19 protein-coding genes are annotated in these 17781 nt (G+C 54.8%); 15 read left to right on the top strand and 4 right to left on the bottom strand.

Annotated elements, in window-relative coordinates:
• Positions 1 to 485: 485 nt before the first annotated feature.
• The 4 genes from DAT37_RS45020 to DAT37_RS27495 form a co-directional block, all read right to left on the bottom strand.
• Positions 486 to 1034: a transposase gene (locus DAT37_RS45020; RefSeq protein ID WP_232840039.1), complete on the bottom strand. Its 549-nt coding sequence runs from the start codon at positions 1032 to 1034 to the stop codon at positions 486 to 488.
• Between the two features lie 32 nt (positions 1035 to 1066).
• Positions 1067 to 1390, bottom strand: a complete 324-nt coding sequence (locus DAT37_RS45015) for a transposase (RefSeq protein ID WP_332873366.1) — start codon at positions 1388 to 1390, stop codon at positions 1067 to 1069.
• Between the two features lie 148 nt (positions 1391 to 1538).
• Positions 1539 to 3044, bottom strand: a complete 1506-nt coding sequence (locus DAT37_RS27500) for a carbamoyltransferase C-terminal domain-containing protein (protein ID WP_269814807.1) — start codon at positions 3042 to 3044, stop codon at positions 1539 to 1541.
• Between the two features lie 107 nt (positions 3045 to 3151).
• Entirely contained in the window at positions 3152 to 4096 is a 945-nt protein-coding gene (locus DAT37_RS27495; protein WP_109527790.1) for an NAD-dependent epimerase/dehydratase family protein, read from the bottom strand.
• A 601-nt stretch (positions 4097 to 4697) separates the two neighbouring features.
• Here DAT37_RS27495 and DAT37_RS27490 point away from each other — a divergent pair.
• The 15 genes from DAT37_RS27490 (at position 4698) to DAT37_RS27420 (ending at position 17550) form a co-directional block, all read left to right on the top strand.
• Entirely contained in the window at positions 4698 to 5435 is a 738-nt protein-coding gene (locus DAT37_RS27490) for a methyltransferase domain-containing protein (protein WP_157978735.1), read from the top strand.
• A gap of 15 nt (positions 5436 to 5450) precedes the next feature.
• Complete coding sequence (locus DAT37_RS44350; protein WP_332873364.1) at positions 5451 to 6131, top strand: HAD-IA family hydrolase; 681 nt, start codon at positions 5451 to 5453, stop codon at positions 6129 to 6131.
• Complete coding sequence (locus DAT37_RS27480; RefSeq protein ID WP_198654460.1) at positions 6121 to 6744, top strand: uridine kinase family protein; 624 nt, start codon at positions 6121 to 6123, stop codon at positions 6742 to 6744. The genes DAT37_RS44350 and DAT37_RS27480 overlap by 11 nt, the downstream gene beginning before the upstream one ends.
• Positions 6745 to 6790: 46 nt before the next feature.
• Positions 6791 to 7480: an HAD family hydrolase gene (locus tag DAT37_RS27475; RefSeq protein ID WP_109527787.1), complete on the top strand. Its 690-nt coding sequence runs from the start codon at positions 6791 to 6793 to the stop codon at positions 7478 to 7480.
• Between the two features lie 380 nt (positions 7481 to 7860).
• The gene (locus tag DAT37_RS44345; RefSeq protein WP_157978733.1) at positions 7861 to 8457 is read left to right on the top strand and encodes an FkbM family methyltransferase; all 597 of its coding nucleotides are present in this window, start codon (positions 7861 to 7863) and stop codon (positions 8455 to 8457) included.
• Between the two features lie 78 nt (positions 8458 to 8535).
• Complete coding sequence (locus tag DAT37_RS27465) at positions 8536 to 9783, top strand: amidohydrolase family protein (RefSeq protein WP_198654459.1); 1248 nt, start codon at positions 8536 to 8538, stop codon at positions 9781 to 9783.
• Between the two features lie 57 nt (positions 9784 to 9840).
• Entirely contained in the window at positions 9841 to 10887 is a 1047-nt protein-coding gene (locus DAT37_RS27460; protein ID WP_109527785.1) for a sugar phosphate nucleotidyltransferase, read from the top strand.
• Positions 10884 to 12074 (top strand): glycosyltransferase family 4 protein, encoded by a 1191-nt coding sequence (locus DAT37_RS27455; protein ID WP_109527784.1) that lies wholly within the window; start codon positions 10884 to 10886, stop codon positions 12072 to 12074. Before DAT37_RS27460 ends, DAT37_RS27455 begins: the two co-directional genes overlap by 4 nt.
• Positions 12071 to 12811, top strand: coding sequence for a sugar phosphate nucleotidyltransferase (locus tag DAT37_RS27450; RefSeq protein ID WP_109527783.1), 741 nt, complete (start codon positions 12071 to 12073; stop codon positions 12809 to 12811). The genes DAT37_RS27455 and DAT37_RS27450 overlap by 4 nt, the downstream gene beginning before the upstream one ends.
• Complete coding sequence (locus DAT37_RS27445) at positions 12808 to 13389, top strand: NUDIX hydrolase (RefSeq protein ID WP_109527782.1); 582 nt, start codon at positions 12808 to 12810, stop codon at positions 13387 to 13389. Before DAT37_RS27450 ends, DAT37_RS27445 begins: the two co-directional genes overlap by 4 nt.
• A complete protein-coding gene (locus tag DAT37_RS27440; RefSeq protein ID WP_109527781.1) occupies positions 13377 to 14336 on the top strand; it encodes an NAD-dependent epimerase/dehydratase family protein in 960 nt (319 codons plus the stop codon). Before DAT37_RS27445 ends, DAT37_RS27440 begins: the two co-directional genes overlap by 13 nt.
• Complete coding sequence (locus DAT37_RS27435; protein WP_157978732.1) at positions 14333 to 15337, top strand: GHMP family kinase ATP-binding protein; 1005 nt, start codon at positions 14333 to 14335, stop codon at positions 15335 to 15337. Before DAT37_RS27440 ends, DAT37_RS27435 begins: the two co-directional genes overlap by 4 nt.
• Positions 15334 to 15939: an SIS domain-containing protein gene (locus DAT37_RS27430; RefSeq protein WP_109527779.1), complete on the top strand. Its 606-nt coding sequence runs from the start codon at positions 15334 to 15336 to the stop codon at positions 15937 to 15939. The genes DAT37_RS27435 and DAT37_RS27430 overlap by 4 nt, the downstream gene beginning before the upstream one ends.
• Positions 15930 to 16544 carry a D-glycero-alpha-D-manno-heptose-1,7-bisphosphate 7-phosphatase gene (locus tag DAT37_RS46495; protein WP_109527778.1) on the top strand — a complete coding sequence of 205 codons (615 nt, stop codon included), beginning with the start codon at positions 15930 to 15932 and terminating at the stop codon, positions 16542 to 16544. Before DAT37_RS27430 ends, DAT37_RS46495 begins: the two co-directional genes overlap by 10 nt.
• 67 nt (positions 16545 to 16611) lie before the next feature.
• Entirely contained in the window at positions 16612 to 17550 is a 939-nt protein-coding gene (locus tag DAT37_RS27420; protein WP_109527777.1) for an aminotransferase class IV, read from the top strand.
• Positions 17551 to 17781: the final 231 nt, after the last annotated feature.

Genomic DNA, 17781 nt, shown 5'->3' with positions numbered 1-17781 from the left:
GGTCGGCCGAATGCATCTGGACCAGCAAGCCGATTGAGCTCTTCGGCGTCGGATCAGGATGCAGTTGCACGTGGCCGCCGCGTCCGAAGCAGCCAGGTCGATCACTTCTGGTCCACGCTCAGAGAAGAGTTGAACGAGTGGAACCACGGCCGACCTCGTGCGGAGGTTCGGGGGCGGAGCCCGCCGGGCTGGGGTGTGGGGGCTGCACCCCCACAAGACATGACGAAACGAAACCGGCCCATGCTCTCTGTGAGCATGGGCCGTCTATGAGTGGACCTACCGGGAACTTACTCGAACCGAATAGACCTCCGAGAGGCTCTCGACGTTCTGGGGCAACGCATCCGACAGGATGGACGCCAGCCGCGACCCAGCGTTGGCAGTGGTGTCCGACAACGCAAGGCGCGCCGTGTTGATCAGGCGACAGTGGCGGCGATTGTCGCCCAGTACAAAGCTGGCGTGTCATCCAATCAGTTGGTGAATGACCATCAACTGGCTAAGGGGACGGTGTTAAAGATCCTCCGCGAAGCCTGCGTGACAGTCAGACCGCGAGGTCGCCAGGCACGCGCACGTGAACAATAATCGAGTCCAACCCGAGGAAGGTCCTTTGCCGCTATAAGCGGCGAACAAGGCCAGTGTAGAGCCCCTATCGGGTTCGGTTGCTGAGTGATCAGCGCGGCAGCGAGATTCAGGACTCCGTAATGGATGTCGGTGCAGCGTTCCCAGCGGACGGCCAGGCGCCGGTACTGGTGGAGCAGGGCGAAGGTCTGCTCCACGATCCAACGGCCAGCAGTGACTTTGTCGCGGGTTCCTCGGCGAGGGATGTATCCGGTGATCCCGCGTTGCCGCAGCTCGGCGTACACGCTGGGGTAGTCGTAGCCCTTGTCGCCGATGAGCGTTTTGATCCGGCGGCGTGGTGGCCCCGGTCGCCCGCGCCAGGGGCGGACCCGGTCGAGCACGGGCGCGAGCATCAGGTGGTCGTTGACATTGGCTGCGGAGAGCTCCACGACGATCGGGAACCCGTTGCCGCCGGTCAACAGATGATGTTTGGAACCGGTCTTGGCGCGGTCTACCGGGCTCGGGCCGGTCGCGGCGCCCCTTCTTTCGCCCGCACGTGCGAGCCGTCGATCATGACCCGGTCGAAGTCGATCAACCCGGCGGCGTTGCTACGGTCGAGGACCGCTCGGTGAATCGCCTCGAACACCCCGGCGGTCTGCCAGTCGCGCAGCCCGCACCAACACGTCATCCCGGAGCCGAACCCGAGTTCCTGGGGAAGGTCTTCCCACCCGATCCCGGTGAACAACACGAACACGATCCCCTGAAACACCAGCCGCAGGTCGTGCTGGGCCGGACCCGGCGTCCCTGCCGGTTTCACCGGCAGTAGCGGTTCGATAACCGCCTACAATTCATCATCCACGACCCACGGCGCTGCCACAGCGCAACATCCTGTACGACGGCAGGTCTCGCCGCCACCTGACCGAACCCGTTAGGAGCTCTAAGTCGAGTGCAAACCGTTTCATGGTGACTCGGTGTGCGCGTCTCTATATAGAGCGACTTTTATAACTATCCTGGTACCAGTCGAGGCCCACGACCATCTCTGTCACATTGCGGCTTTCGCAATAGGCGATAAGGTCAGACATCCGGTTGATAAAGCCGTGCCCACTGAAGTTCAGGCTAGTGTTGCACACGACCCCTAGATCCTGGCGGTCCGCCACCGCACTCAGAAATTGGTGAAGAGTAGCGTTACTACGTTGGGAAACAGTCTGCACACGGGCTGAACCGTCGACGTGTGTCACTGCCTTCAGACGTGCATCGCGGACACGCCGGAAGTACAGCATGTGAGGGTCTTCAAAATCGCTGTCAAACGCAACTGCTAGATCCTCGATACGAGCGGCAGGCGCGATAGGCCGGTAGTGCTCTCGTTGCTTGATCTTGTTAAGGCGCTCTTTGCTTTGCGACGACTGGGCATCAGCCAATAATGATCGATTGCCGAGGGCTCGCGGCCCGATCTCCCACCTGCCTTGTACCCAAGCGACTACTCGACCGCTAGCCAGCGTGTCCGCCAATGCGTGATGGTCGAGGGAGCGACGGTGCCACCGGTGAGAGGAAGGGCTCACGTCGTTGACGAAATTCAGGCCCGAGTAGACGTCCCATTCGATATGACTCTGCCCCGTGAGCACTGCCTGGGCATCGACAGCCGTACCGATTGCCGAGCCTGAGTCGTTGGGGCAGGGCGGGACGAACACTTCTGAGAAATGGCCTATGGTGCGCCATTTCTGATTCCAGCTGCAATTCAGACCACAGCCACCCGATATGCGCAGAGGCAGTCCACGCGGAATGCTTTGTCGGGCGACTTCGGAAAACTCTTCAAACAGTCGTTCGCTGATGACCGCTGCGGCCATGACACCGATTTCTGAAGACTCACCGGCGTTAAACAGAACTGTGTCGCTAAAATCGTTCTTTGGTATCGGGTAGGCGTCGGTGATCGCCAGGACTCGCTCGACTGCCGCACGGATGTCGGCATCGGAATCTCGTGGGTCGGCGTAGGCAGCTAGCGCCATCAACTTTCCGGCGTCGCTATCACGGGGATAGCCGCCTTCGGGCGCAAACCCGGGGTCCAGGATTGCAAACAAGGCTGCGTACTTTGCACCAGGCTGGTCCATAACATCGACGCGCTTGACGACCTGGTTTTCTTTATTGACCATGAAGAATGCGCCGGTAGTGCCCTCCCACACAAGAACGACCTCGATAACGTGACTTTCCGACGGAGCCATGCCAATCGCGCCGAAAATATGTGAGCGCTCATGCGATGACGAAAAGAAATCAATCTCCTTGCCGAAGAATTTTTGGCTAGAAAGAAAATATCGATCGAATCCGCGGTAGCCGGCACCAATCTCTCCACGAACATTGGCCCCTTGCTCCTGCCAACCGCCGATAGCAACAACATCTGGAAGCGTATCTAGCCGCTCAGCAATATTCAGCAAGGTTGTTGGTGTGAGAACAGAATATCGAGCGAATGAATCCTTTTCCGACTCGAGCGAGTACAACAAATGACCGTTCTCGACGACCGCTATTCCGCCATCATGGCCGGGTTTGAAAGCAACGATTAGTATGATTCGCTCCTAACTGGCGGTGCCGTGAAAATTCGCTATCATCAAAGAGGCACAGAAGAACTATCGGATATACCATGATCAACATGGAAGGTTTCATGGATTCCGACGCGAAGCCTTGTTTGCGCGATCCAACCCAATTGCTTCGCCGCCCGGGAGGAATCAAGGACCGCGTGCCGCTCTTCACCACTACGTGCCGGTGCGTGGATCGGCACCAATGTCGTTCCTGCAGCGCTGTTTACCGCGTTGAGAACCTCAAGCACCGAGCTGCCGTGCCCCGTACCGATATTGAATACAGTGTCGCTGCCGCGGTAAGCCGTGGCAGCGATAAATGCTCCAACGACGTCTCGAACGTACACATAGTCTCGGGATTGTGCACCGTCACCATAAACAGTTGGCTTCTCGCCCTGGGCAACCTGCCTGCAGAAAATTGCCACCACGCCCGATTCGCCGTACGGATCCTGTCTCGGCCCGTAGACGTTTCCTAGCCGGAGGGCGATGTGACGGCAACCATGCAACCGATTGAACAGCCAAAGGTACTGCTCGGCGCAATATTTCGAGATTCCGTAGGGTGCAGTTGTTCGCGGAAGTTCAGTTTCAGGTGTTGGCTGAAGTACGCCATCACCGTACATCGCGCCGCTGGTGCTTGCCATTATCACCTGAGCATCTATCTCTTTGGCCGCTTCCAGGATCGCCAAGGTGCCCATGACATTGGACGTGGCGTCACGTATCGGATCAGCCACCGACCTGCGGACGCTCGTCTGCGCTGCTAGGTGATAGATCACCTCAGGCCGTTCAACAGCAATGACCTCCGCGACTGCAGACGCGGCTTCGACGGAGAAGGCATGTAGCTGAACCCTTGCTGGAACGCGTGCTCTTGTCCCTGTCGAGAGATTGTCTATGACCGAGATCTTGTGGCCGCCTTCTGCGAGTCGATCAAGTAGATGCGACCCAATGAACCCAGCACCACCTGTAACTAGCACACGCATCCGAACGCGCCCTCCCCTTCTCACAAGCCAGTCGCACAGGCGTCCAAGAACTCAGACAGGCGGAAAGTTCCTGGTGGCACTCCAAGCGAACGCGGAACCCCAGTCACGCGCCAGCCGCAACGCAAGCCCGAACGGACCCGGGACCCACCATATCCACTGGATGTACAGACCGGCAATACGATGCCACCAAAATTAACAGCAACCGGAGATCTTCCGGACTAGCAGAAGGATTGGCGAAGATTCACAGGAAATGAACAGCGTTAACTGCTGAGCCAGTGCGCAACCTGCAGATATGGGCGCACAGCCACGCCCCCGTCAGATAAGCTACGGATAGACAGTGCGGTCACGTAGCAGGGGTCGCCGGCTACCGTCTGGCCACCTCCAAGCTGGATAAGCGGCACGTTCGAAGGGGGCTGAGTTAATGCGATGTATGTGCAGATATCTGGTAGACGAGCCTGGGACTCGGGGTGGGCGTTGACGAAGCAAGACTGTATTCCCTTGCTCGCGCGATTCCCGTCGAAACGCGCAACCGCGATCGCCATACAGCTCCGCCCACCGTCGGACCCCGCCCATCAAACGAGCTTGACGGTGAGGCATAACAGTGACCGATGAGACTGCCGACCTCGCACTTCATCGTTCTGTCGGTGACTCGATCCTTCTGAGCACAACGAAGTGGAGCTTCGGAGGGAACACGCCAGAACATTTCGAGGTTCACGTTCGGAAAAGCATACCGCTATACACTGAGGGCCACGATCTGATAGCTAGTCTCGCTGAGTTCTTTACCCCACCTGGCAGCAAGATCATTGATGTTGGATGCTCGACAGGAACGCTACTTACGCTTCTCGCGGAGCGGCTGGACGGGCCTGCGGCATTTATTGGAGTAGAGATCGAGCCAGATATGATCAGAGTCGCCCGAGAAAAATGCAAGAGCTTCTCAACTATCAGCATACTCGCGGGCGACGCTGCTTCTATGGACTATTCAGGAAGCAACGTCGTTATATTGTATTATACATTGCAGTTCGCCAGGCCTGAACAGCGAAGGGAGATAATTAAGCGTATCTTCGAAGGGCTCGTTACCGGGGGGGCGCTGTTTCTATTTGAAAAGACTTTATGTCCTGATGCACGCCTCCAAGATATGGTTGGGCAACTATACGCCGACTACAAATTAAATGGCGGCTTCAACGTTCAGGAAATTTACGAAAAGAACCGCAGCCTCCGTTCCGTTATGACGCCGCAGGTAAGTGCATCGAATCACGAGGTTCTAGAAGACGTCGGATTCGAAAGCGTTATGACGGTACAGAAGTATCTCTGCTTCGAAGGAATACTGGCGATAAAATAGCGCTGCGGCTAAAGAGTGGGAAGTGGTAACAGTGTGACCCGAATATCACTTATCCTGTGGGACTACTCCGGGGTGCTTGTTGAGGATGCGCAATTCGATGTTGCCCTCCTGCATACGGCGTTTCGCCTCCCGAAAGATTCTTGGCTGGGTATCGTAAGAGAGTTCACTGAATTGGAAGGGGCGTGGGACAAAGTCGAGCGAGGTGAGGCTTCTCTTTCCTGGTTTTCTGCCGAGCTCAATCGTCGAGTATTGGATTCAGGAGGGATTGCCAACCATGAGGCCGGAAAGCATATCTGGTGGGGAGGAGTTGGGTTCCCCACACGACGCACTGTTCGTCATGGCCTGTTTGATCTAATAAATGAGATTGCCTCAATGTTCACGATGGGGATCGCAACCAACAATGTATCTGAGGCCCGAAGTGTGTGGCAACAAACTATTCCGATGGAGACGTTTACGCACGTATTTGACTCCAGCGAGGTAGGGGCGCGCAAGCCTGAACTGGCATACTGGGACCATGTTGAGACCGCGACTGGTATACCGCCGCATGAAATATTGCTGATCGACGATCGAGACGGAAACGTGCTCGCCGCACAGAGCCGCGGATGGAACGCTATTATATTTATATCCGAAAGTCAGTGCATCAGTGATATCTATGATATTCTTGGAATAGAAAGCGAGAAACGAAGTGGCAGCTAGCAAAGTCGATATCAGTACGATCCGAAGCAAGATCACCGCGGCTAGGTCGGAAGGTTCGGCAGTTGCCCTGGTGGGGATAGACGGCAGGGGAGGGTCAGGAAAGTCGACGCTCGCGCGACAGTTGGCCGACGGTTGGAGCGGCGTCACGGTGATCGAGATGGATGATTTTTATCTTCCACGGAATCAGCGGCCAGACGATACGTCGAAACCGGGCGCCAACTTTGACAGGTATCGACTTATATCTGAAGTGCTGGAGCCACTGCGTGCTGGTCGGCATGGAAAATATCAGCGATATGACTGGAATAGAGACGAACTCGCTGAATGGCACGAGGTTGACCCTGCTGGCCTGGTGATAGTCGAAGGAGTCTATTCGACTTCATCATTGCTGCGCGACTACTTTGATTTCAAAGCCTGGGTCGATGCGTCGTACGAAGTTCGGCTTGCCCGAGGCGTGGCGCGCGACGGCGAGGAGATGCGAAGCACGTGGGTTGACAAGTGGATGCCGACAGAAGATGTGTATGTTGCGTTGGAGGAGCCGCAGAGGTTTGCGGATCTAATTGTCGATGGATCCGGTGTCAACGGAGATGCTAACATATTCACGTTGAGCGATTAGGGAAGTACCAGGTTCAACCCGGAAATCGGGATCGGTCAGGTAAGCGATGACTCCTTGTGCTAGATTTCCAAAATCAATTATCTTTGACGTCGGCGGTATTCTGGTGCATCCAAGCGGCATCGCGATGGCGCGCGCAATCTTCTCGAGGACTGGCCACAGTGTCGACCCGGACCTGTGCGCACTATCGCTATATCTCGCTTCGGCGTGGGCTCATGAATACGAACTTCCCGAAGATACGCCGCGAGTGTTGCAACATTGGGCAGACTACCTTGGTATTCCAGCTGAAGATGGGCAAGAAGCTTGGCGAGCTTATCGCGCGGCCGACGATACGCTTTGGACTGAGATCGACTCGGCTGCATTCGATGTACTTGAAGATCTGACTGGCCAAGGAATTACCCTGGGCGTTCTTAGCAATGCCAATGGGGGCCTTGCTGAGTCGCTGCAGCGCAAGGGACTCGCCAAATATTTCGAAGTAATTGTGGACTCTGGCGTTGTCGGCGTGGCGAAACCTGATCCCTCTGCGTATTTATTATGTACTGGTCTCCTCGGAATCGAATCAAGTGATTGCTGGTTCGTGGGTGATTCGCCAATCGAGGTAGCGGCAGCTCGAAACATGACCTTTGGTGCCTCGATCTACTGTTCTCCGTTATGCGCCAGGATAGAACTGAACAGCTCGCGATGTGAGATTCCAAGTTTGAGTGATCTGCCGGTCGTTCTCGAAGCAGTGAGAAAATGATGGTACCGAGATTGCAGCAGCTGTTCCCGAGATATTGGACAGACGAGGAGGTTGCCAAAGGCGCGTCTTTCCTCGATGTTACAAATAGGGCTTGGCGCGACATGGTATACCTCGCCGCGCGGTCCTGGCGAAGCGGATTCATGACTAGAACCAGATTTCGTCGCACGTGGATGGTGATTCGCTATCACGTCGGATTCTTAATATTGCCAATGAAGTCGGAGCGGATCATACGACTATCGGTAGCGCCGATATCGCTCCGCGGGAAGGCTGATCACGAGTTCACGGTGCATCTGAGGCGCTGTCAGAGTGATCTCTTTGTTTTCCAAAATGTGCTTCTCCGCGGAGTGTACGACTACCCTTACCATCAATGGTGTGATTCCGTGCAGACGGTCGTCGATCTCGGCGCAAATATTGGGTTGTCGGCTACATATTTCTCGGAGCTATTCCCCGACGCCAAGATTCTCTGTATTGAGCCTTTGGCAGAGAACCAAAATGTCCTGCGCGTTAATGCTCGAAAAAATTGGAAATTGATCTCATGCGCGATTTCAGGCGAGGATGGATCGGCTTCCTTCGGTGTAAGTAAGTGGTGGGGTAGCGGATCGATAGTCGACACCATTTGGCGCCGACGCCAAGCGCTCAATAACCGGTTTGAGTCCACGCTGGCAATGGCTCCGCGCAAAGTCGCCGCTGTCACCCTGGATACGCTTATAGCCGAACACAATATAGACTCTATTGACGTCCTGAAGATGGACATTGAGGGAGCCGAGGAGTCGGTGTTCGCCGGCAGTTTGAATTGGCTTCACTCCGTGCGAGTTCTCTTGATTGAGATTCATGACAAGTATGTTGATTCGAACAGAATTAGGGAAATCTTAAAGGCGAGACGGTTCATAAGGGTAGGTTTAGGATCGCCGATGGGGTGTGAAGTTTATGTTAATGGCGAGCTGGCCGTCTTTGAGGTAGAGGATAAATCAGATTAGGCGTAGTATAAATGCATAGAGCTTGGCTCCGGACTGGGAGACCGTGATGGTTGACGCCATAGATTGCATTGGTAAAACATGACTGACGCAACACAAGGTGAAGGTCATGATCGAATTGCGGAACTCGATGTGTCTGCGGCAGGGAACGCCGCAGACGTGTGGTCATTGAGCTCCAATTCGCGAGAGTACTATTTTACCAGTATGTTGCCCGTCGAAGTGCATTGTCATGGTTTCGCCTCTGCTGATTTCTCGGAGTTCATGCGACTGGATCTGCGCGGGCTAGACAAGTTGTGCGCCGAAGAGGGAGTGCTGGTCATACCGACTCTATATTTGCACCATGACCGGCTGGATGAGTTTGAGCGGTTTATGGTTCGGTATAGCGCCATGCGCCGTGACGGAGTAATTCCGCGTATTGTTGGCATAGCATTAGAAGGCCCACTTTTGGCGAGCCGAGGCGGCACGCCAGCGTCTACGGTATGGAGCCCAACGAAGCGGGAATGGGAGAGACTGGCAAGTCTGGGAGACCTTGGCTTACTTTACACGGTAATCTCGCCGGACGCACTTCAAGTAACATCGAATTCCTCTTTGAACCACAAGGACGTGGATCTGGAGTGGGTCGTTACTACTTTGGTTAATAGCGGGCTGCGACCTGCGCTAGGGCACTTCAGGCGCTCGGATCCGGTTCGTAGTGCAGAGGCGGTCGATCATATTATCGATGTCGCATATGCTACCTCTTTTCCTGGTCGCGGTGCTCGGATAATCACCGACCATCTGTTCAACGATATGCCAGTGAAGATTCGGTACGCCTTCCGCACGCCAACGTTAAAACTGGACCGGAAAAGCCTCCTTCGCTCGTACGATTTGCCGAATTGGCGACTCTCGGACATGGAAGAGATCGTCGGGCCGGTGCCGAGCGCGATCATGCGTGGTGCGGCAGCTGGGCGTGTAGCCGCCTGCGTGAATTTCGATGGTGAGCATGTCGATCTAACAATTGCTGCGCGGGCGGCAGAGCTGATGGGGTTTGGCAACACCATGATGATGACGGATCGGTGTGACTCGGCTCGATTAGGCGGTCAGAAGCTCCATCGTGTGAAGCAGAATTCTCTGTGGTACGAGTCAAATGGGATTGTGGCAGCCGGGTCTCAGCCATTGGATACGCAAATGCAATCCGCTAGCTCGCTGATCGCTGAAAGACGAGATGTGTGGCAGTTAGCAGCCGGCTCAGCATATGCGGCTTTCGGTATCAATTCTGGGCCGCAGGGGGGAAGCTTCGTACACAAAGATAGCGGCGTCAGATCTGCCGTCACTTCAGCGACGACGGAATAGGATGGAAGGGTAAGTTCGAACGCTACCAGATTCGGGGGTTGGAGGTAGTCAGCGGTTATGATTTTTGATTCGATTGTAAATTCACCGTTGCCGACGAAGCGTATGAGTCATTCTATGTCTGGGGTTGCGGCTGTTCTGTTATGTGCGGGGATGGGAGCACGACTGAGGCCACTCACAGATAGCGTGGCTAAGCCACTCGCTCCTATCCTCAACACGCCGCTGCTCTATTGGAATATCGCAGCGCTTTCAGACTCCGGCATAGGCACGCTAGTAGCTAATGTTTATACAAAATCACACCAGTTTGAGCTTGCCGCAGCGAAGTTGCGAGAGAAGTTTGGCATCGGGTTGATATTGGTTCATGAGCGAAGTTTAAGTGGGCCTGCTGGCGGATTAGTAGAATGTGCGTCGGCCGTGTCCGACGTGGAGTGTTATGCAGTCGTCAGTGGGGATGCATTCACACAACTCAACTTTGTCGAGCTTCTGGATACGTATCGCTCGTCTGGCGCTGACATGGCTATCGTTGTTACTCGGGTTTTGGACACCGATCGGTTCGGTGTTGTTCAGCTTCGTGGAGATGACGTGGTTGGAATTGAAGATTGGACGGTCGCAACGCCAGCGGGTGCCTTTGTGAATTGTGGGATCTATGTCATTAGCCCAAAGGTGTTAAGTTGGCTGAACCCGTCGGGTGTCGCTGGCTCTTATGACTTCAAACATGTGATTCCGACTCTGCTGTCGAGAGGGTGTTCGATACGTGCGTATCAGACAACGGCGTATTGGGATGACGTAGGTACAGTCGATTCGCTTCGGCGTGCAAACTTGTGGGCACTCTCATCGGATATGGCATCCCGTGTTGCGACGTCGGTCCCGATTGGGGATGGAAGGCTGTGGGTCCAAGGTACGCGGGCTATTGGTCGGGGCGTGATTCTTAAGGACGACGCGCTTGTCGGCGCAGGCGCGATTGTTGGTGATGATGTCGTGCTGAGTAACTCAGTTGTGGGTACGTGGGCCAAAATAGGCGTGGGCGCTCGTCTGTCGGACTCACTGATTATGCCCGGGGCCGTGGTGCCACCTGGGAGTATCATTCACGGTAAGGTTGTGACTTGAATCCCTCTGTCAATGTATCAAACAGCAAGATACTGATTCTGACCAGTGGCTACGAACCAACTATCGGTGGCGCGGAGACGTACGCTCGTATTCTGGGACACGGCCTTGCCCATTGTGGCCATGACATATTCGTCGTGACAGATGACACCGGCGAAGCTATTGCGTCCGTCGCCGATGATGTCATTACAGTTGGACGGCTGCACGAGTATCGGTCCCTTCTGGAAGATCCAAGCAAGCTAGCGTGGGAGCAGCTCTATTTTGGGCTGTTGCCCGAGCTACATCGAGCTATGTGTGCTTGGCGCCCGGATGTGGTGGTATCGAACAGTTTGGAGATGACAATTGTTGGGCGCATTGTCGCAGATCAGTATGATGCGCCACTCGTCGGCATTTACCACGAACAAGCTCCAGAGGCAGAACCGTTCGGCCGCGGGCGTATGTCGTTGGCATACCGCAGGGCTGCCCCAGATCTCGTTCTCGCGGGATGTGAGTTCTACGCCGAGCGGGCACGCTCATTTCTGTCAGATGAAATTGTTCGTGTTGTCTACCACGGCGTCGATACCGGGTTATTCAGTCCGCGAACCTCAAGGCTCAAAGTTCGGAGCCGATACGGCCTACGCGACGACGAGATCCTGATCGTAAACTCCGGCCGGCTAAAGCCTCGTAAAGGTCAATTGGAGCTAGTGCGGGCGTTTGCGAGTATATGCGATGAGCGCGCACGGCTGCTCATTGTCGGAAGTCTCAGCTCTGCATCGATAGAGTACGCTGATAGTCTCGAAAAAGAGATAAACCGGCTTGATGTAGGACATCGCACTATAATCGACCGGAATGTCGGTTATGTTGACATGCCTGAGGTACTGGCCGCAGCAGACTTGGTGGCTCAACCGAGTTTGGCCGAGGGGTTCAGCTTAGCGGTGTTAGAAGCGATGTCGGTTGGGCGGCCGGTAATCACTACTCGCATTGCGAGTTCGGCTGAGATGCGTTTATCATCTGACAATGCGATCTTAGTGGCGCCCGGGGAGGTTGATGAGCTGGCGAGTGCACTAAATGAACTTGTCGATGACCGCGACCTGCGTTTAATGTTGGGCCGCGCCGGTCGAAAACATGTTGTAGACAATTTCTCTCTTGATAACATGATCGAGCAAACAGATCAAGCCATACGTTCTCTTGTCGCGAGGTTTTATATATGAGCGCGCTGTCAGCTGTTCCTCAAGTTGTCGTGATCGCAGGAGGTATGGGGAGTCGTTTGCAACCAGTGACTGCTGATCTTCCTAAGATTTTAGTGCCAGTGGCTGGGCGCCCGTTCCTGGAATACGTGCTCAAACTTCTACTAGGCCAGGGTATCAAGCGGATCCATTTTTGCCTCGGCTATTGCGCCCGGCAAATCTTGGATTATCTAAATCGATATGAAACGAATGGCTTCGAATTTACGTCAACCGTCGAGTCTACCCCGTTAGGAACGGGAGGTGCTCTCCGGATGGCACTGCCATGGTTGGAGAAAGAATTTGTTGTCTTACTGGGCGATACCTATACGCCAATCGATTTCAGTGAACTAGTGTCGAGATTCCGAACATCCGGCCGGTCGGGAGCTATGGTGGTACTGCGTGATCATAGCTGGTTGGTCCCTAGCAATGTGCGGATCGCCAAAGGTCTAGTTGTGGAATATTCAAAGCTGTGCGCAGAAGGCCGATTCGATTACGTCGACTATGGGATCGCGATTCTTGGGCGTGAGACGCTATTGCGGCTACGATCTGACATCGTATGCGATCTCAAGATTCTGTTTGATTCTTTGATTGCAGAGGATGAGCTCGCTGCACTGGACGTGTCGCAGCGTTTCTACGAAATCGGCTCTCCGGCTGGTCTTGCTGAGCTTGACCGGCTGGTCCAAGCAGGTCTGATCACCTCCTTCCCGGGGAACATGCGATGATTCCTTCAGGAAGGGACGGCAAGCCCTCAACAAAGGTGGGTTTGTCGAGCGTGCCGGTGTTTGAGTCGCCGTGGCTACGTGTCAGGGTCGATGAAATTCTTCATGCGGATGGTCGGAAGGACGAATTTGGGGTTGTGTCACGGTCTGACTTTGTAACGGTGATATGTGAGTCAGGCGGGGCGCTGGCGATGGTCGATCAGTATCGCTACGCAGCAGATCGGTGGAGTCTCGAGCTTCCGCAGGGCGGAGTCGATTCGGGAGAGAGTGTGGTTCAAGCTGCACTGCGCGAACTGCGTGAGGAAACGGGGTGGATTGGTACTGAACCAGAAGTTCTCGGAGGAAGTTTCTATGAAGCTGCGGATTGGGCGACCCAGCATTTTCACATAGTTCGGGTCATGCCGCTCCGTCTTGAGGCGCCGCGGCTTTCTGAAGATGAAAGTGGTTCAACTGCGAGAAGTATCGACTTAACTGACCTGCCATATCTGATTTCGAGGGGTTCTATTATCGACGCTGCGACGGTCGCGTCGATATTTGTGTATTTGCTCGTGAGAGACGGTGGTAGGCCGTGGCTATTCTAATTACAGGCGCTGCTGGCTTTATTGGAGCGCATGTCGTCGCCGCACTGAGAAACTCAGGGTGCGATATTGTCGCCACGGATATTTTGCCGCGATCCGATGCGGTTCGCCTCAGTAATTTCCTAGATGAAGGTCTCTGCTATGTGCCAGGTGATCTCTTTGAGATATTGCCTGGGGTGATGGATGGCGTGCATCAGGTCTGGCATTTCGCCGCAAATGCAGATATCCCGCTGGGAGCGCATAACACTAGTATAGATGTTCGCGAATCGATACTACTAACCCATCGACTCCTGGAGTCGATGCGGCACAGTCATGTACGATCGTTGATCTTTCCCTCAACTAGCGGCGTTTACGGGAGAAACTCTGGACTAGCGAGGGCTGAGCATGTCGGGCCTTTCTTGCCCGCTTCGCTGCATGCTGCCGGAAAGTTGGCGGCTGAGGGACTTATATCCGCGTATTGTTCGACATTCGGGCTTCAAGGATGCATCTTCCGGCTGGGAAATGTCGTCGGCGGAATGATGGGGCGAGGTATAATTTACGATTTCATCTGCAAGCTCTCCAAAAATCCTGAGCAGCTTCCCGTGATGGGTAATGGCCGCCAGCGTAAGAGCTTTGTTCTTGTCGACGATGCGATCGAAGGTATGCGACAGATCGGCGAAAATAGCCGTAACGACGGGCCTTATTGTGATATTTTCAATATAGCAGCAGGTGGCAGCGTGAGTGTTGTCGACGTGGCCGGGATTGTAAGTCGCGCGATGGGGCTGCGGACCCCGGAATTGGCTATTGAAGGAACCTCGATAGCATGGCCAGGCGATCAGCCGGTTATTGAGCTTGATATCGGAAAAGCTCTTGCATCGGGATGGGCTCCACGATATTCGGCCACCGAGGCGGTTCGTGTTGCTGCAAATCGAATGGTAGCCGACCTTGGGATTTCGGTGGCACCGCAATGATTGGTGAGTCGATCGTTGTCGCTAGCACTCCCCTTCGTATCTCACTCGGCGGGGGCGGTACAGATTTACCTTTTTATCAGAGCCGGTTTGGTTCGGACGTACTCGCCATCTCGATTTCTCCACGTGTAGTGGTTGTGGGCAGTCGTGGGCAGCTTGACGGTTCCCTTAGATTCGTCCATGATGGCGCAGTTTACACTAATCACGCCCAGCGCCTGTCGGAGCCATTTGTATCTGCCGCGATGGACATGGTGGGGTTCAGTGACTCGGGCGAGATATTCTCTATTGGCCCGGTACCTGCGGGAACTGGTCTCGGCAGCTCGGGTGCGTTCGCAGTAGGCCTGCTCGCTGTGCTGAATGTTCTCAAGGGTAACCGCATGGATCGAATTGCGCTGATCGAACAAGCTTGCACGCTTGAGATGGACCGGCTGGGTCGGCCGGTCGGAAAACAGGATCAGTACATCTGCGGCCTCGGGGGCATTAGGAGGTTGATTATTTCGGAACAGGGGGCTGTTCGAGTTGATTCTGTCGATGTCGCGGATTCGACATTAGGTGAACTGGAGCGGCGTATGATGTTGTTCTATACAGGAATTCGACGGGACAGCTCATCTCAGCTCGCTGTATCCCCCAAGAGCCTGAATTCTAGGATTTCTCAACTTCATCAAATTAGAAGGATTGGCGAACGAATGCGAAACGCCCTTGCGGCTGATGATTTGGATCAGGTTCCCGGTTTGTTGCGCGAACACTGGTCGATCAAGACCGGAGATTCTCACGATCCCGCTTGGGCGCCTATTTTTCACGCTGCGCGAACTGGCGGCGCAACGGCTTGGAAGATGGTCGGTGCTGGAGGTGGCGGCTTCATCCTATTCTGGGTCGACCCAGATCGACGGGAGGCATTGAATTCGGTACTGGAGTCGTTTGGTTTGCAGAACTTGCCGTTCCGGTTCTCGCGGACTGGCGCGACGGTAAGTGTATTGGGTGCCGATACGGAGGTGTGGTTATGACGCGCGAATACAGTATGGCTTTCCTCCGTACTGTCGCTGTAGTCGCGGAGAGGATCGACTGTGACGTGATAGACCGTATCGCCTGCCGGTTGTCCAATGTGCGTGAATCGGGTGGCAGAGTGTTCGTTGTCGGCGTCGGTGGCGGCGCGGGCAATGCGACACACGCTGTGTGCGACATGAGGAATCTTGCTGGCCTGGAGGCTTATTCGGCAACAGACAATGTTGCGACTTTGACGGCCTCAATCAATGATAGCGGGTGGCGCGGATCGATCGCACAATGGCTGTCGGTCAGCAGGATAACTACAAATGATGCTCTGATGGTTTTTTCGGTAGGTGGTGGATCGGAGGATCCTCCGGTAAGCATTAATATCGTTGAGGCTGTTCGACTCGCTAAGAAGGCTGGTGCCTTTGTTTGTGGGGTAGTCGGTCCGGATGGCGGCGTGACGGCTGATGTCTCGGATGAGTGCGTGCGCGTTCCTGTTACTGATAGGCGTTTCCGCACCACTCACACTGAGATCTACCAGTCGGTGGTTTGGCACATGCTCGTATTGCATCCGAGCCTTGGAATATCCGCTCCCCGTTGGGAATCGCTATGCCCGTGACCGGACGTGTTTCAGCAATCGTGTTTGATCGGGATGGTGTGCTTAACGAACTGTGCTATTTTCCCGGGTCGCGTCTGGCCGATTCGCCAACGAGTCCGAGTCAGGTGCGTCTTGTCGACGGAGCGGGGCTTGCTGTGCGGCGTGTCAACAATGCTGGCGTACCTTGTTTTATTGCCTCCAATCAGCCTGGAATCGCAAAACGGAAGATGTCGGCTTCGCTTTTATCGAAGACGACCCGCAGGCTGCTTGAGCTACTGGAATCAGAGGACGCAGTGGTGGATGGAATCAGCTACTGTCTGCATCATCCCGATTCTGCAGTGCCAGGTCTACGTGCACTATGTCCGGATCGTAAGCCAGCTCCTGGTATGCTTCTGCGTATCTCAAGCCGTCTCGGTGTCGATCCCAAGCAATGTTGGATGATCGGGGATTCCGGGGTCGATATACTGGCTGCCCAACGAGCCGGTTTCAGTAGTGTCCGGGTGCGATCATTCGACTGTGAAACCTCCGTGTCCGACCTTGATGTTGTGCCTGACTTAGTCGCACCGGATCCGCTGGCGGCAGTAACAATGATCTTGGGAGGCACGAATGTTTCGATTTCGCGTTAGAGCCACGAAACTTCCTGAATTGGGCGAAGGGTCTTGAGGGTACGCGATGGAGTGAGGAGATAGCGCGATGGCGGAACTTACTCAGCCGCAGGTAATCTGGATGGATGGGGGTGTACGCCCTTGGGGTGATGCACACGTGCATGTGTGGTCAGAGGTGGTTTTGCGGGCTGCGAGCGTGTTCGAGGGACTACGCGGATATTGGATACCAGCGGAATCGCGCCACTATTTTGTCCACGTTGCGGATCATTTCAGACGGCTTGCGGAATCGGCTAAGCTGATCCATATTCCAATGAGTTTGTCCGTAAACGATATTACTCATGGATTGACTGAGCTTGTCTCTACGCTGGGCTACCAGGAAGATATTTACGCACGGCCAACATTGTTCCTTAAAAAGGGTCGCTACACTAATGAGACCTCGGAAGCTGATACCGGGTTTTTCATGCCGGTGTTTCAGTCGGCGAGAGAGAAGTCAATCGAGTTCGGATTGCGGTGTATCGTTTCTTCGTGGCGCAGAACGGGGGACGAGTCTGCCCCGCCGCGCGTAAAAGCCGCTGCAAACTATTATAATTTTCGGTTGGCGCGACTAGAGGCAGAAGCATATGGGTTTGACGAGGCGATTCTGCTAAATCATGCCGGAAAGGTCGCTGAGACTGGTGGTGCTTCGATATTTTTAGTGCGTAATGGTCGAGTGGCAACCCCGAGGCTCAGTGACTCGATCCTAGAAAGTATTACTCGACAGAGTGCAATGGAACTGCTCGAAGGTGTTTTCAGTATTCCAGTGGAGGCTAGGGAGATTGATCGTACTGAGCTGTATGTCGCCGACGAGATCTTTTTATCTGGAACTCTTTGCGAGATAACTCCGGTAACGTTTGTGGATCAGACGAAGATAGGCCGTGGCATTCCTGGGAAATTGACAAGGCAGCTTCAACAAGAATATTACGGTGCCTGTCACGCAGGTGCGAGTGATCGTCGCGGCTGGCTAACACCTGGCCCGATAATTTTATGAGGTCAATTTCTTTAGGTTCGGTGTCCGGGAAAAGCTTATGCGTGGTTCTGGCAGCGACTTCCGGTGAACGCTCGGCAAGCATCCGTTGCGATCAGTGACCCCGTGCTGGGTCAGGACTATCGGGCAACTTAGTACGGCAACGACAGGTTGTGATGCCCGCGTCGTTTGTAGTGGCTGATGCGCGCGCGGGTCTGGCTTAATCGCCGCCAGTTCGACCAGTGCACGACCTGG

Origin of the sequence: Nocardia aurea (assembly GCF_003123685.1) — a bacterium.
Classification (GTDB): domain Bacteria; phylum Actinomycetota; class Actinomycetes; order Mycobacteriales; family Mycobacteriaceae; genus Nocardia; species Nocardia aurea.
This window is presented reverse-complemented; position numbering and strand designations above follow the sequence as displayed.

Excerpts from the sequence above, each read along its gene's own strand:
- DAT37_RS27495 (WP_109527790.1), bottom strand. The coding sequence starts at position 4,096 with ATGCGTGTGCTAGTTACAGGTGGTGCTGGGTTCATTGGGTCGCATCTA.
- DAT37_RS27475 (WP_109527787.1), top strand. The coding sequence starts at position 6,791 with ATGACTCCTTGTGCTAGATTTCCAAAATCAATTATCTTTGACGTCGGC.
- DAT37_RS27465 (WP_198654459.1), top strand. The coding sequence starts at position 8,536 with ATGACTGACGCAACACAAGGTGAAGGTCATGATCGAATTGCGGAACTC.
- DAT37_RS27460 (WP_109527785.1), top strand. The coding sequence starts at position 9,841 with ATGATTTTTGATTCGATTGTAAATTCACCGTTGCCGACGAAGCGTATG.
- DAT37_RS27450 (WP_109527783.1), top strand. The coding sequence starts at position 12,071 with ATGAGCGCGCTGTCAGCTGTTCCTCAAGTTGTCGTGATCGCAGGAGGT.
- DAT37_RS27445 (WP_109527782.1), top strand. The coding sequence starts at position 12,808 with ATGATTCCTTCAGGAAGGGACGGCAAGCCCTCAACAAAGGTGGGTTTG.
- DAT37_RS27435 (WP_157978732.1), top strand. The coding sequence starts at position 14,333 with ATGATTGGTGAGTCGATCGTTGTCGCTAGCACTCCCCTTCGTATCTCA.
- DAT37_RS27430 (WP_109527779.1), top strand. The coding sequence starts at position 15,334 with ATGACGCGCGAATACAGTATGGCTTTCCTCCGTACTGTCGCTGTAGTC.
- DAT37_RS46495 (WP_109527778.1), top strand. The coding sequence starts at position 15,930 with ATGCCCGTGACCGGACGTGTTTCAGCAATCGTGTTTGATCGGGATGGT.
- DAT37_RS27420 (WP_109527777.1), top strand. The coding sequence starts at position 16,612 with ATGGCGGAACTTACTCAGCCGCAGGTAATCTGGATGGATGGGGGTGTA.